The organism is Streptomyces sp. NPDC006655 (assembly GCF_040703965.1).
In the GTDB taxonomy this organism is placed as follows: Bacteria; Actinomycetota; Actinomycetes; order Streptomycetales; family Streptomycetaceae; genus Streptomyces.
In genome coordinates this window covers 12,907-27,408 of the sequence record NZ_JBEYJU010000106.1, presented here as the reverse complement: position 1 = coordinate 27,408, position 14,502 = coordinate 12,907, and the positions used below count along the sequence as shown (strand labels likewise).

Below are 14,502 nucleotides of genomic sequence, written 5' to 3'. Positions count from 1 at the left end.
TCCCCCTCCCCCCCGGGGGGGTGGGGGGGCGGCCCCGCTGTAGATTTCGCGCCGGGGGGGGCCTCCCCCCCGGGGGGGGCCCCCCCCCTCGCCGTTTCGCGTAGGGCTCAGGCCGCCGTGAGCTGACGCAGCGCGCGGCTCAGCGGCTCCCAGCCTCGCTCGCGCTTGGTCCCCCTGTTGCGGGAAGCCACCAGGGGCTTCCAGAAGGACGCGCCGACCAGCTGTTCCGGGGTCACCGCCGTCGTCCTGCCGAGGATCGACTCCGGGACCTTCTGCGGGTCCGGAACCTCGAACTCGGCGATGATCTCGTCGTACTTGTCCTTGAGGACGGTGTTCGACGGGTCAGCCCCGAAGACGACGAGCTGGCCGGTGGGGGCCGTGTCGACCAGGACGGTCACCAGGTCGGGGCGGTACCGGTTGAGGATCTCGACCAGCTTGTAGACGTCGCCCGTCCACGCGTCGGTGTGGCGGTCACGGGCCGCCTCGTCGATGTTGCGCGGCAGCATGTCGTCGAAGACGATCACACTCGCCCAGTCGGAGTGCCGCTCGATGTTGATGAAGTCCCGCAGCGCGTACTCGAACAGGTGCATGCCGTCGATGAACGACAGGTCGAGCGTGGTCCGCTGCCAGTAGCCGAACGGGCTGCGGTTGCGTGCGACGTTGCGCAGCGGGTGGCGGCCTCCCCTGAGGTGCGCCAGGGGGTTCTCCCTGGCGAAGAAGTCGTCACTGGTCGCCTTGGCGAGGTGCACGTCGCAGCGGATCTCCGAGACCACCTTGAAGGCGGGGTCGATCGCGATGCTGGGGACTCTGGAGAGCGTCAGACTGCGGCCGTCGTTGACGCCGATCTCCAGGTAGTTGCGGTTCGCGCTGACCTTGTGGAGTTCCCGGAGGAACTCGTGCCTTTTCACTGGGACATCTCCTTGCGGATCTGGGGCAGTGCATCGTGCAGTGCTGACCTCCAGTCCCGGGACGGCTCCAGACCCACCTCACGCCATCGGGCATGCCCCAGGGCGCTGTACGCCGGTCGGGGCGCGGGCCGGACGAAGGCCCGGCTGTCGGTGGGGCGCACCCGCTCGGGGTCCGCCCCGGCAAGCCGGAACACCTCCCGGGCCAGGTCGTACCAACTGGCCTCACCGGAACTGGTTCCGTGGAACATACCGTGAACATTGGTCGCTTGGGAGATCCTTGGTCCAAGCTGTGCAATACGTATGGCAAGGTCGGCGGTCCAGGTGGGCTGCCCCCGCTGGTCGTCGACGACGTCCACGGTGTCCAGCTTCTGCTCCAGCTCGAGCATGGTGCGGACGAAGCTGCGGCCGTGCACGCCGTACAGCCAGGCCGTGCGGACCACTGCACTGGCCCCAGGGAGCTCTTCCAGGACCGCCTGCTCGCCGGCCAGCTTGGTGCGGCCGTAGGCGGTCCTGGGGGCCGTGGGGTGGTCCTCGGGGTACGGCGTGCTGCGGGCCTCGCCGTCGAAGACGTAGTCCGTGGAGACGTGCACGAGGCGGGCGCCGTGCCGGGCGGCGGCACGGGCCAGCAGGCGCGGGCCCGTGCCGTTGATCAGCAGGGCCCGCTCCTCGTCGGTCTCGGCGTCGTCGACGGCGGTGTAGGCGGCGCAGTTCACCACCAGGTCGGGCGTGTGCCCGGCGAGCGCCGACTCCACCGAGTCGGCGCTGGTGATGTCGAGGTCGTCCCGGCCGAGCGGCACGACCTCCTCACCCCGGCGGCGGAGTTCCTCGACCACGTCCCGGCCGAGCATCCCGGCCGCGCCGGCGACGAGCCACTTCATCAGTGCTTCTCCTGCTCCTTGCGGGACTCCAGGGCGGCACGCTCCTTGAGCGGCTCCCACCAGTCACGGTTGTCGCGGTACCAGGCGACGGTGTCGGCCAGGCCGGAGGTGAAGTCGTGCTTGGGGGTGTAGCCCAGCTCGTCGCGGATCTTGCTCCAGTCGACGGAGTAGCGCTGGTCGTGGCCCTTGCGGTCGGCCACCCGGTCCACGCGGTCCCAGTCGGCGCCGCAGGCCTCCAGGAGCAGGCCGGTGAGCTCCTTGTTGCTGAGCTCGGTGCCGCCGCCGATGTTGTAGACCTCGCCGGCCCGGCCGCCGGTGCGGACCAGGTCGATGCCCTGGCAGTGGTCCTCGACGTGCAGCCAGTCGCGGACGTTGCTGCCGTCGCCGTAGAGCGGGACGTTCTTGCCGTCGAGGAGGTTGCTCACGAAGAGCGGGATGACCTTCTCGGGGAACTGGTGCGGCCCGTAGTTGTTCGAGCAGCGGGTGACGCGGACGTCCAGGCCGTGGGTGCGGTGGAAGGCCAGCGCCAGCAGGTCCGAGGAGGCCTTGGAGGCGGAGTACGGCGAGTTCGGCTGGAGCGGGTGGCTCTCGGGCCAGGAGCCGGTCTCGATGGAGCCGTAGACCTCGTCGGTGGAGACGTGCACGAACGGGCCGACGTTGTGGCGTAGGGCCGCGTCCAGCAGCGTCTGGGTGCCGACCACGTTGGTGCGGACGAACGCGCCCGCGCCGTCGATGGAGCGGTCGACGTGCGACTCGGCGGCGAAGTGCACGACCTGGTCGGCCTCGGCCATGAGCTTGTCGACCAGCTCGGCGTCGCAGATGTCGCCCTGCACGAAGGTGAGGCGGGGATGCGACTCGGGCAGGTTGGTCAGGGTGCCCGCGTAGGTGAGCTTGTCCAGCACGGTGATGTGCGGCGCGTCGGGGCCGTCGGCGGCGAGCAGGCCGCGGACGTACGTGGAGCCGATGAAGCCGGCGGCGCCGGTGACGAGGAGATTCATGAACGGATCTGCACCTTGCTGTGGTCTCCGAGAACGAGGCGGTGGGCGCTGGGGGTGCCGGGTGCCGGGGTCACCTCGACGTGCCGGCCGATCAGCGAGGACTCGATCCTGCCCACCCCGTCGATGGAGGAGTCCCGCAGCACTATGGAGAACTCCAGCTCACTCGCGGTGATCCGGCAGTTCTCCGCGACCGACGTGAAGGGGCCCACGTACGAGTCGCTGACGACGGTACCGGCGCCGATCACGACCGGACCGACGATCCGGGAGCCCGTGACGCGCGCACCGGCCTCGACGACCACGCGGCCGACGATCTGGCTGGCCTCGTCGACCTCGCCGTCGATGCGCGGCTCCTGGGCCTCCAGGACGGTCCGGTTGACCTCCAGCATGTCGACGACGTTGCCGGTGTCCTTCCAGTAGCCCTTGATCACCGTGGAGCGCACGTCGGCGCGCTGGTCGATGAGGTGCTGGATGGCGTGGGTGATCTCCAGCTCGCCGCGCCAGGACGGCTTGATGGCGCGCACGGCGTCGTGGATGGCGGGCGTGAAGAGGTACACGCCGACCAGTGCCAGGTCGCTCTTGGGCTCCTGCGGCTTCTCCTCCAGGCCGACCACCTGCCCGTCGGCGTCGAGCTCGGCGACACCGAAGGCCCGCGGGTTGGGCACGTGGGTGAGGAGGATCTGGGCGTCGGGCCGGGTCTCGCGGAACTCCTCGACGAGTCCGCTGATGCCGCCGACGATGAAGTTGTCGCCGAGGTACATCACGAAGTCGTCGTCGCCGAGGAACTCCCGCGCGATGAGCACCGCGTGGGCCAGGCCCAGCGGCCGGTCCTGGGGGATGTACGTGACGTTCAGACCGAACTTCGATCCGTCGCCGACCGCTTCCTCGATCTCGGCGGCGGTGTCGCCGACGATCATCCCGACCTCGGTGACGCCCGCGGCGGCAAGGGATTCGAGCCCGTAGAACAGCACGGGTTTGTTCGCCACCGGCACGAGCTGCTTCGCCGATGTGTGGGTGATCGGCCGCAGCCGGGTTCCGGCACCGCCGGAGAGCACCAAAGCCTTCATTCGCTACACCTTATAGGTGAACATCTGATTGAGATGTTCTTCCGTTTTCCTGACTGGTCACGACAGTATGGCCCTGGTGCGGGTGCCATGTGACCACGAGGTGCCGCCAACCGGCTTTCCGCCCGTTTTGTACGGTGATTTCAGGCTGCCTGATCTCAGGCTCCCGGACCGGCTGCCGCCCGTGCCACCTCCGCCTCCACCTCGGCCCGCGAGCGGCCCTGGTCACGGGCGTACTCGCTGACTGCGGTCTGTTCGTCGCGGGCCAGGTCGCGCCAGGCGCGCAGGGCCGTCTCGTAGGTCGCCGACTGGGCGCCGCCGGGCGCCTGCCGGGCCGGCGGCCCGTAGGCGTCCCGCAGTTCCAGGACCTTGTCGTGGGCCGTGTCGGCCGCGCGGTGCTTCGCCACCAGTTCTTCGAAGGTGTGTGCCACGACAAGACATTAAGAAGGCTCGGCCCGCGGCGCCTGTCGAGACGGCCGGAAAGGCACCGCCGGGTCTCAGCCGTCGAGGACGAGGTCCGCCCACACCTGCTTTCCGCCGCTGACCGGTACGGTCCCCCAGGTGGCCGACACCGCTTCGACGAGGAGGATGCCGCGCCCGCCGGTGGCCTCCCAGCCGATGTTGGTGGGTTTCACCGGGCTGCGCGGCGAGGAGTCGGCGACGGCGATGCGCAGCCGGTGGTCGACCAGGGTCAGATCGAGCCGGACCGGTCCTTCGGTGTGGATGAGGGCGTTGGTGACGAGTTCGGAGACCACCAGCAGGGCGACGTCCATGGCGTCGTCGGTGACGCCCCAGGAGCGCAGGCTGCGCTTGCTGAAGCGGCGCGCGTGCCGGGCGGCCTCCGGGACCCGCCACACCGTCCAGCTCTCCCGCAGCGGGCGCACCGCCATGCCGTCGTAGCGCATCAGCAGCAGGGCCACGTCGTCGGCACGGGGGGCGTTGCCGAGCAGGGCGTCGGCGACCAGGCCGAGGTGGGCGGGGTCGGAGGCGGCGAGGTTCTCGGCGAAGCGCGCCATGCCGTCGTCGATGTCGCTGTCGGGCCGCTCGACCAGGCCGTCCGTGGTGAGGGCCAGCACGGTGCCAGGGCGCAGGCTGAGCTGGGTCATGGGGAACTCGGTCTGGGTCAGCACGCCGAGCGGCGGGCCGCCCTCGGTCTCGGTGATCTCCGTTACGCCGTCCGGGTGACGCAGCACGGGCGGCAGATGCCCGGCCCGCACGCACCAGGCGGTGCCCTCCTCCATGTCGACGTCCACGTAGCAGCAGGTGGCGAAGAGGTCGCTCTCCATGTCCATCAGGAGCCGGTTGGCGTGCGAGACGACCACGTCGGGGGTGTGTCCCTCGGCCGCGTAGGCACGCAGCGCGGTGCGCATCTGGCCCATCAGCGTGGCGGCGGCCGCGCTGTGGCCCTGCACGTCACCGATGACGAGGGCCACGTGGTTGTCGGGCAGCGGGATCACGTCGTACCAGTCACCGCCCACCTCCAGGCCCTGGGTGGTGGGCAGGTAGCGGGCGACGGCGACCGCGCCGGGCAGGGCGGGCAGCCGGCGGGGCAGCAGGGTGCGCTGGAGCATGCCGACGAGTTCGTGCTCGGCGTCGAAGGCGTGGGCGCGCATCAGCGCCTCCCCGGCGAGGCCCGCGGAGGCGGTGAGCAGGGCGCGTTCGTCCGGTCCGAAGTCGTGCGGGCTGTCCCAGCCGATCAGGCAGGCGCCGGCCATCCGGCCGCCGGCCGGCAGCGGCAGGATGGCGAGACCGCCGGGCCCGACCTCGGCCAGGGCGGGCTCCAGGGTGGTCGGGGCGGGCCAGATGCGGGCGCGGCCCGCGCGCAGGGCGGCGGCCAGGGTGGGCATGGAGCGCACGGGCGCGTCCGGCCACTCGGTGCGCCACTCGCTGCGCCACAGCTCGGGCCAGGCTTCGGCGTCGGGCGGGTCGAGGACGGTCACGACCAGCCGGTCGTTCTCCAGCTCGGCCAGGGCGATCCGGTCGGCCTTGAGCGGTCCGCGCAGCGCGGTGACGACGGCCTGGCTGACGTCCTTGACCGTGCCGGCGGTGGCCAGGGCGGCGGCGAGCCGCTGGACCCGGGCCACGTCGGTGACGTCGGAGCGGAGGGTGGAGGCGTCGGCGACGGTCCCGGCCAGCCGGGCCGGGCGACCCTCGCCGCCGGGCACCAGCCGGCCGCGCAGTCTGAGCCACCTGGGCGACCCCGAGGGCTGCAGCACGCGGAACTCCAGCTCGCGGTCGCCGATGGACATGTGGTCCGCCTCGACGACCGACATCAGGGCGGGGACGTCCTCGGGGACGGTGCGGGCCAGCAGCGTCTCGACCTTGCCGTCGAAATCGTCGCGCTCCATCCGGAAGAGGTCCAGGATGCCGTCGCCCACCTCGATGCGGCCGGTGTCCATGGCGAGGCTGAACGCGTCCCCGGCCAGTTCGCCGCTGTCGGCGGCCGCGGGGAGCGGGCCGGGCAGGCGGACCGCGCCGGCCACCAGGTCCAGGCAGGCACGGTCCTCGGGGCCGAACCCGTCGTCCCGTTCGCTGACGGCCACCAGGAGTCCGGCGCCACCGGGCACCGGCAGGACGGCCAGGGAGAAGTCCTGGGCCGGGGTGCGCCGGGCCTCGGGGCAGTCGTTCAGTTCCGCGGGGCCGAGCCACAGGGGCCGTCCGCTGCGGTGGACCTCGGCGGCCGGGGACTGGCCCACGGCCGGGTAGGCGTCGCGCAGCCCGTACAGGGTGCGGGGCAGGCCGGCCCACTCGGTGAGGCGGAGCACCGCTCCCTCGTCGCCGAGCGTGTACACCCCGGCGAACGCCGCGCCGGAGAACACCAGCGCCTGTTCGAGCACGCGGCGGAGCCGCTCGGGTGCGCCGCGATCGCCGATGAGCGTTTCGAGGGCGATTTCGGCGCGATCCGTTCTCGTTCCGCGTACCGCAGCGCCCTCACTGACCACGCCGCCATTACAGCGCTTATAGGGCGTCCGCGCAGCCCCTGTGACCGTACCGCGGAGACCGGCGGGCCCCCTGCGCTCGAAACCCACCGAACATTTCTTGACCCGTGCGTTGTGCACGGTGACCTCGTGACAGACGTGACTGTCCGCGACCGTGCCGCGCCTGAAAGTGTCAGGGCGGGCCACGGAAGGGATGCGGATGGACAGGCGCTACGAGGTGTACGCGCTCGCCGACGGGCACTTCTACGACACACCCGACCGGTTCGGGACGGCCGGGTCACCGGCGGAACCGCTGTTCGCGACGGCGCGGCGCACGGTGCCGGAGGGCTGGCGCGCGGCGCGCTCCGGCGACTGGCTGACCATGACCCCGGTCGGCGCGGACGGCGCTCCACTGCCGTCGCCGGCTCAGGGCTGGAAGATCCACTCGTCGGCCACCCGGGCGAACGCGGAGCGGATCGCGGCGATCGTGTGGGACTACTGCGTGCCGCGCCGCATCCCGTTCAAGTTCGTGCCGGGACCGCATCTGCTGCACCTGCGCAACGCCAAGTACGCGGGCCGCGACACCAGCGGCAAGTTCGTCACCGTCTACCCGGACGGCGAGGAACGGCTCCAGCAGGTGCTGCGCGAGCTGGGCGCCCTCCTGGAGGGCTTCGAGGGGCCGTACATCCTGACCGACCTGCGCTGGAACGACGGCCCGCTGTACGTCCGGTACGGCGCCTTCGCGCGTTCGTACGTGGTGGACGAGCGGGGCTCGCTGGTGACCGCGGTGCGGGACGGCGACGGGAAGCCGGTGCCGGACCGGCGGGCACCCTCCTTCCAGGTCCCGGAGTGGGTGACGCTGCCGGAGTTCCTGCGGCCGCAGCTGGCGGCGCGGGACGCCACCACGGTGGGCGACCTGCCGTACCGGATCGAGAAGGCGCTGCACTTCTCCAACGGCGGCGGGGTGTACGCCGGGACCGACACCCGGGACGGCCGGCGCGTGGTGCTCAAGGAGGGCCGGCCGCACGCGGGGCTCGCGGCGGACGGCGCCGACGCGGTGGCCCGGCTGGCACGGGAGAAGGAGGCGCTGGAGGCGGTGGCGGGCACCGGGGTGGTGCCGGAGGTGCGGGACTGGTTCACGCTGGGCGAGCACCGGTTCCTGGTGATGGACCACCTGGCGGGCCGTCCGCTCAACGCCTACTTCGCCGAGCGGCATCCGCTGCTCGTCCCGGACCCCGATCCGGGCGCCGTGCGTGACTACACGGAGTGGGCGCTGCGCATCCACCGGAAGGTGGAGGAGGCCGTCGCGGTGGTGCACGCGCGCGGGATCGTCTTCAACGACCTGCACGTGTTCAACATCATGGTCGGCCCCGACGACGAGTCGGTGTTCCTCATCGACTTCGAGGCGGCCGCCCCGGTCGCGGAGAACGGCCGTCAGATCGTCGCCCATCCCGGTTTCTTCGCCCCGCCGGACCGCAGGGGCGTCGAGGTGGACCGCTACGCGCTGGCGTGTCTGCGCCTGGCGCTCTTCCTGCCGGTGACCACGCTCTTCGTCGTCGACCGGAGCAAGGCGGCGCACCTCTCGGACGTGATCGCCGGTCAGTTCCCCGACGTGCCGCGCGCCTTCCTCGACGAGGCGGTCGCGGAGATCACCCGGGGCGCCCCGGCCGCGCGTCCCGTCGTACCGGCCGACTGGCCGCACAGCAGGGACTCCATGGTCAAGGCGATCCTGGCCGCCGCCACCCCCGAGCGCGACGACCGGCTCTTCCCCGGTGACATCGCCCAGTTCGGCGACGGCGGCGGGCTCGGCCTGGCGCACGGCGCGGCCGGGGTGCTGTACGCCCTGGAGCGGGCCGGCGCCGAACGCTACGAGGAGGGCGAGCGCTGGCTGCTCGACCACACGGCACCGCCGCCGCCCGGCACCCCGCTCGGCCTGTACGACGGTCTCGCCGGCGTCGCCCACGTCCTGGCCGCGCTCGGCCACCGGCAGCGCGCCCTCGACCTCACCGCGGGCATCCTCCGGGAGAACTGGCGCAACCTCTCCTCCGACCTGCACGGCGGCCTGGCCGGTCTCGGCCTGGTCCTCGACTCCCTCGCCGACTCGACCGGCGAGCCGGAGCTGCGCGAGCGGGCCGCGGAGGCCGCCGAGATCCTCGTACGACGACTCGCCGAGCCCCTGCCGGACGCGCCACGGCGGCGCGCCGGGCTGATGCGGGGCGCGACCGGGCCCGCGCTGTTCCTGCTGCGGCGGTACGAGCGGACCGGCGAGCCCGCACTGCTGGCGGCGGCCGAGGCGGCACTGCGCCGGGACCTGGACCGCTGTGTGGTCCAGAAGGGCGGCGGCCTGGACGTCGACGAGGGCTGGCGCACCCTGCCCTACCTCGGCGACGGCAGCGTGGGGATCGGCATGGTCCTCGACGACTGGCTCGCCCACGGCACCGACGAGGACGGCGCGTTCACGGCCGCCCGCGCCGCCATCCTGATCGCCGCCACCTCGCGCTTCTACGCCCAGCCGGGCCTGTTCCAGGGCCGGGCCGGGATGGTCCTGCACCTCGCCCGCACCGGCGCCGACCCGGCGCGGCTCGCCGCCCAGGTCGACGGGCTCGGCTGGTTCGCGATGGCCTACCAGGGCCAACTCGCCTTCCCGGGCCACCAGATGATGCGCCTGTCCATGGACCTCGCCACCGGAACCGCCGGGTGTCTGCTGGCGCTCACGGCCGCCCTCGACGGTGACCGCGCCGCCCACCTGCCGTTCCTCCCGCCGCCATCGGCGGCCCCAGAACGCGGCTCCGCTCCGGCGGAGTCGTGACACAACCCCGTCCCCAACAACACCGGGGGGACCGCTCGGTCCCCGGAAAGGACACACCATGGCACTTCTCGACCTGCAGACGATGGAGTCCGAAGAGCGTCACGACGGCGGCGGTGCGAGCACGGTGAGCCTGTTGTCGTGCGTGTCGGCGGCGAGCGTCCTGCTCTGTCTCTGACCAGCACCGCGAACCGGGCTCCGGGCGGCCCCTTCCTGCGGGAAGGGGCCCGTCCGGGGCCTTCGCCGTACCGGCTTCGCCGACACCGGCGCCGACCCGAGGGCTGGGCGTGATGACGACATCCGGGCACCATCCGATGCGCAGCGCCCTGCGCCACACCGGGGTGCGCTGCGCGGCGCTGTGCGCCGTGAGCACGGCGGCCACCGCGGCGGCCCTGGCACTGCCCGCCGTGCTGGGCCGTGCCCTGGACCTGTTGCTGGCGGGTGCCCCGGCGGCCGGGTGGGTGGCGCGGGCCGCCGCTCTGGTGCTGCTGCTCGCCGTGCTGGACGGGGCCGCGAGCGTGCTCGCCGGGACCGTCGACGCGCGGGCCACGGCCGGACTGCGCAAGCTGCTCACCGGGCGGGTGCTGGCGCTCGGGCCGCGCGCGGTGGCCCGGTTCGGCGCCGGGGACCTGATCGCCCGGCTGGTCGGGAACGCCGCACAGGCCGGAACCGGTCCGGCCGCCCTCGCCGCGCTGCTCGCCGCGCTGGCCGGACCGCTCGGGGGTGTGGTCGCGCTCGTTCTCATCGACCCCTGGCTGGCCGCCGTGTTCCTGGCCGGGGCACCCGTACTCGCCGTGCTGCTGCGGGCGTTCACCCGGGACACCTCGGCGTGCGTGGCGGAGTACCAGCGGGTGCAGGGCCGGATCGCGGCCGCGCTGGCGGAGGCGGTCGACGGGCACCGGACGATCGCGGCGGCCGGCCTCCAGGAGCGGGAGACCGCCCGGGTGCTGCGCCCGCTGCCCGAACTCGCCCGCGCCGGGCACCGCATGTGGCGGGTGCAGGGCCGGGCCGCCGCCCAGGCGGTCGCCGCGGGCCCGCTGCTCCAGCTGGCCGTCGTGGCGGTGGCCGGCCTGCTGCTGGCCCGGCACCGGATCTCGGTCGGCGAGGTGCTGGCCGCCTCCCGCTACGCCGTGCTCGCGACCGGCGTCGGCGTCCTGGTCGGACAGCTGGCCGCGCTCACCCGGGCCCGCGCGTCCGCCGGGCGCCTCGGCGAGGTCGCCGCGTGTCCGGTGCCCGGGCACGGCGGCCACCCGCTCCCGCCGGGTCCCGGCCGCCTGGAGTTCCGCGGGGTGACGGCCCGCCGGGGTGGCCGCGCCGTGCTGGACGGCGTCGACCTGAACGTGCCCGGCGGCACCGTGCTCGCGGTGGTCGGGCGCTCCGGCACGGGCAAGTCCCTGCTGGCCGAACTGGCCGGCCGGCTGACCGACCCGGACGCCGGGCAGGTGCTCCTCGACGGCGTGCCGCTGCCCGCCCTCCCCCACGACGACCTGCGCCGGGCCGTCACCTACGCCTTCGCCCGCCCGGCTCTGCTCGGTACGACCGTCGAGGACACCATCGCCTTCGGCCGCACCGCCCCGGCCCCCGCAGGGATCCGGGCCGCCGCCCGCAAGGCGCAGGCCGACGCCTACGTCCGCCGGCTGCCCGACGGCTACGCGACCCGCCTGGCCGACGCCCCGCGCTCCGGCGGCGAGTCCCAACGCCTCGGCCTCGCCCGTGCCTTCGCCCATCCCGGCCGGCTGTTCGTCCTCGACGACGCCCTCTCCAGCCTCGACACGGTCACCGAACACCACGTCACCCGGGCCTTGCTGGCCCCCGGCCCGACCCGCCTGATAGTCGCCCACCGGGCGACGACGGCGGCCCACGCGGACACGGTGGCCTGGCTGGACGGGGGCCGGGTACGGGCCCTGGGCACGCACGCGGAGCTGTGGCGCGATCCGGAGTACCGAGCGGTGTTCGGGGAGCTGGGGGCGACGGACGAGGGGCAGTGGCCCGCGGGGGAGGGCGACGCGGGGCAAGCGGGCGCGGAAGAAGGGGACGCCGGGCAAGCGGGCGCGGGCCAGGCTGACGGGGACCACACCGGCGCGGGAGGAGCAGCCGTCCGAGGGACGGGCGCCGGGCGGGTCGACGCGGGGCACACCCGGGTGGGACGAGGGGACGCCGGGGGTGGCGCGCGGGATCCGGGCCGAGAGCGGAGTGGGTCGGGCTCCGGAGCGGTGCGGGACGGAAGCGACGTCGTCGCTTTCGCGCGGCCGGAGCGGGCATCCGGCGTGTCGCGGGCCGCCGGGGCGGACGGAGGGACGGTGTGAGGGCCCGGGGGTGGCAGGCGCGGGGGCTGCTGCGGGTGCCCGGTCGGGTGCTGCTGCGGCTCGTCCTGTGGTCGGTGCTGGAGGCCGGGCAGACCTTTCTGCTCGGGTACGCCCTGGCTCGGGCGCTGGACGCCGGGTTCCTGGCGGGGGACGTGCCGACCGGCCTGGCGTGGCTCACGGCGGCCGGGGGCGGGGTGGCGGTGGGGGCGTACGGGACCCGGCGGGTGTACGGCGTGGTCGCCGACCTGGTCGAACCGGTGCGGGACCGGCTGGTGGCGGGGGTGGTCGCGCGCGGCGTGCGGGACGCGGACAAGGGTGCGCTGTCCGGGCTGACCCAGCAGGCGGAGATCGCCCGGGACACCCTCGCCGGCCTGGTGATGGTGTCCCGTTCGTTCGTGTTCACGGCGGCCGGCGCCCTCGCCGGGCTGTGCACCCTCGCTCCCCCGCTGCTGCTGGTGGTCGGCCCGCCGCTCCTCGCCGGCCTGGGCCTGTTCGCGGCGACGCTGCGCCCGCTGGCCCGCCGGCAGGAGACCTTCCTCGTCGCGGACGAGGCCCTCGCCGCCGAACTGGGCGAGGTGTGCCCGGGGTTGCGGGACGTCACGGCGGCGGGCGCCGAGGAGCGGGTCGCCGCGGGCGTCGGGCAGCGCGTCGATGCCGAGTACCGGGCCGCCCGGGCGCTGGCCCGCTTCGGCGTCGTACGAGTGGCGGCCCTGGCCGTCGGCGGCCAGCTGCCCCTGGTGCTGCTGCTCGCCGCAGCGCCCTGGTTGCTCCGTCACGGCGTGACCCCGGGCGCCCTGGTCGGCGCGCTCGCCTATGTCACGCAGTCCCTGCTGCCCGCCCTGCAGAACCTCGTCCACGGCCTCGGCACCAGCGGGGCCCGCCTCACGGTCGTGCTGCGCAGGCTGTGCCCGCCGGCGGAGAGCGGCCCACCACCCCCAAGCCCCGGCGCCCCCCGGGCCGACACCGACGCCCCCGGCGACCACCCGGCCGACACCGAATCCGCGGCCCTCACCCTCACCGCCGTCACCTTCGCCTACGGTCCGGCGAGCACCCCCGTCCTCGACGGTCTCGACCTGTGCGTCCCGCACGGCGGTCACCTCGCCGTGGTGGGACCGAGCGGCATCGGCAAGTCGACGCTGACCGCGCTGGCCGCCGGCCTGCTGGACCCGGCGCACGGCGAGATCCGGGTGTGCGGTCACCCCGTCCCGGGGACGCGAGCAGCCGCCCTGCGGGTGCTGATCCCGCAGGAGGCGTACGTCACCACCGGCACCCTCGCGGAGAACCTCGCGCTGCTGCGCCCGGACCCGGTCCCCGAGCGGGAGCTGCTGGCCGCGGCCGAGGCGGTCGGGCTCACCCCGCTGCTGGAGAGGCTCGGCGGACCGGACGCCCCGGTGCGCCCGGCGGTGCTGTCGGCCGGCGAGCGGCAGCTGATCGCGCTCACCCGCGCGTACCTCTCGCCGGCCCCGCTCGCCCTTCTCGACGAGGCCACCTGCCATCTCGACCCGGCGGCCGAGGCCCGCGCCGAGCGGGCCTTCGCGGCGCGGCCCGGGGGCACCCTGGTGGTGGTCGCGCACCGGATCGACTCGGCGCGGCGCGCCCGCCGGATCCTGGTGATGGACGGTCCCCGCACGGCGTACGGCACCCACGAGGAACTGCTGCGCACGTGTGCGCTCTACCAGGACCTGATGGCACCGTCACGCAGCCCTGTCACGTAATCCTGCCGCTCCAGGCCCCCGGAGGTCACCCCTCGGCCCCCTCACCGAGGTCACCCCCTCACTCCCTCAGAGCCACCCCTCGCCCTGGGAGATCCGGATCGCGTCGACGCGGTTGCGGGCGCCGGTCTTGCGGGTGATCGCGGCCATGTAGTTGCGCACCGTCCCGTGGGACAGGTGCAGGCTCCCGGCGATCTCGGCGATGGACGCCCCGCCCGCCGCCAGCTCCAGCACGCTCAGCTCCCGTCGGGTGAGCGGGATCTCGGCGGCCTTGAGGAAGCCGAAGCCCAGCGAATCGTCGACGAAACGTTTCCCCTCTGCGGCGCGCCGGATCGCGTGCACCAGCCGTTCCGGCGCGCCCTCCTTGTCCACGTACCCGAGCACTCCCGCTTCGGCCGCCCGCTTCAGCAGGCCCGGTCTGTTCGCACCTGCCAGCACGACCAGCCTCGGCGCCGGTGCGCCCACCTCCGGCGGACGCAGGTCGCTCAGCGGCGGCACCCCGTACGTGCCGGAGCTGTCGAGGTCCGCCGCGCACACGTCCGGCCGCTCCGTCCGTACCCGCCGACGCGCACTGTGCCACGGCGTGTCGTCCACGCGGAGCCCCGGTTCCCGGCGTAACCACTCCGCCAGGACCGATCTCACCAGACATGTGTCGTGCACCAGAAGCACCCGGATCAACGTCTCCCCCTCAGCCGGCCCCACTCGGTTCATCCGTGCAAGGTGTTGAACGCGTGCCCCATTGTTGGCGTCATCCACCGCTGGCGGGCGCGGAGTTCCGGCCAACAGGGTGCGCGGGGGCGCACGCCCGGCGCCCGGGCACCTCCGCGCGCTCCGACTGTGGGGGAATGTGGCGGGGCGAACGGGGTAGGGGCGACGGCCGGCCGCGCGGCCGTGCGCCCGCTCTCGCCGTGCGCC

General features: G+C 73.8%; 11 protein-coding genes. 4 read left to right on the top strand and 7 right to left on the bottom strand.

Annotated features, from left to right (window positions below; translation table 11 throughout):
- Positions 1 to 107: 107 nt before the first annotated feature.
- The 6 genes from AB0958_RS37750 to AB0958_RS37725 all read right to left on the bottom strand — a co-directional run bounded on the left by AB0958_RS37750 (position 108) and on the right by AB0958_RS37725 (position 6,787).
- The gene (locus AB0958_RS37750) at positions 108 to 908 is read right to left on the bottom strand and encodes a class I SAM-dependent methyltransferase (RefSeq protein WP_366895006.1); all 801 of its coding nucleotides are present in this window, start codon (positions 906 to 908) and stop codon (positions 108 to 110) included.
- Positions 905 to 1,786, bottom strand: coding sequence for a dTDP-4-dehydrorhamnose reductase (gene rfbD / locus AB0958_RS37745; RefSeq protein WP_366895005.1), 882 nt, complete (start codon positions 1,784 to 1,786; stop codon positions 905 to 907). Before rfbD ends, AB0958_RS37750 begins: the two co-directional genes overlap by 4 nt.
- On the bottom strand, positions 1,786 to 2,784 hold the full coding sequence (gene rfbB, locus AB0958_RS37740) for a dTDP-glucose 4,6-dehydratase (RefSeq protein ID WP_132894262.1): 999 nt from the start codon (positions 2,782 to 2,784) through the stop codon (positions 1,786 to 1,788). Before rfbB ends, rfbD begins: the two co-directional genes overlap by 1 nt.
- Positions 2,781 to 3,848: a glucose-1-phosphate thymidylyltransferase gene (locus tag AB0958_RS37735; RefSeq protein WP_366895004.1), complete on the bottom strand. Its 1,068-nt coding sequence runs from the start codon at positions 3,846 to 3,848 to the stop codon at positions 2,781 to 2,783. The genes rfbB and AB0958_RS37735 overlap by 4 nt, the downstream gene beginning before the upstream one ends.
- A 155-nt stretch (positions 3,849 to 4,003) precedes the next feature.
- Entirely contained in the window at positions 4,004 to 4,276 is a 273-nt protein-coding gene (locus tag AB0958_RS37730) for a hypothetical protein (RefSeq protein WP_366895003.1), read from the bottom strand.
- 66 nt (positions 4,277 to 4,342) lie between these two features.
- Positions 4,343 to 6,787 carry a SpoIIE family protein phosphatase gene (locus AB0958_RS37725; protein WP_366895002.1) on the bottom strand — a complete coding sequence of 815 codons (2,445 nt, stop codon included), beginning with the start codon at positions 6,785 to 6,787 and terminating at the stop codon, positions 4,343 to 4,345.
- A gap of 196 nt (positions 6,788 to 6,983) precedes the next feature.
- On the opposite strand from AB0958_RS37725, the gene lanKC reads away from it, so the two are divergent.
- The 4 genes from lanKC to AB0958_RS37705 all read left to right on the top strand — a co-directional run bounded on the left by lanKC (position 6,984) and on the right by AB0958_RS37705 (position 13,590).
- Complete coding sequence (gene lanKC / locus AB0958_RS37720) at positions 6,984 to 9,572, top strand: class III lanthionine synthetase LanKC (protein WP_366895001.1); 2,589 nt, start codon at positions 6,984 to 6,986, stop codon at positions 9,570 to 9,572.
- A 58-nt stretch (positions 9,573 to 9,630) separates the two neighbouring features.
- A complete protein-coding gene (locus AB0958_RS37715) occupies positions 9,631 to 9,747 on the top strand; it encodes a SapB/AmfS family lanthipeptide (RefSeq protein ID WP_046732101.1) in 117 nt (38 codons plus the stop codon).
- 112 nt (positions 9,748 to 9,859) lie between these two features.
- A complete protein-coding gene (locus AB0958_RS37710) occupies positions 9,860 to 11,875 on the top strand; it encodes an ABC transporter ATP-binding protein (protein ID WP_366895009.1) in 2,016 nt (671 codons plus the stop codon).
- Complete coding sequence (locus AB0958_RS37705) at positions 11,872 to 13,590, top strand: ABC transporter ATP-binding protein (RefSeq protein WP_366895000.1); 1,719 nt, start codon at positions 11,872 to 11,874, stop codon at positions 13,588 to 13,590. The genes AB0958_RS37710 and AB0958_RS37705 overlap by 4 nt, the downstream gene beginning before the upstream one ends.
- Before the next feature lie 66 nt (positions 13,591 to 13,656).
- Here the strand turns inward: AB0958_RS37705 and AB0958_RS37700 are convergent, their stop codons facing one another.
- Positions 13,657 to 14,265 carry a response regulator transcription factor gene (locus tag AB0958_RS37700; protein WP_366895008.1) on the bottom strand — a complete coding sequence of 203 codons (609 nt, stop codon included), beginning with the start codon at positions 14,263 to 14,265 and terminating at the stop codon, positions 13,657 to 13,659.
- Positions 14,266 to 14,502: the final 237 nt, after the last annotated feature.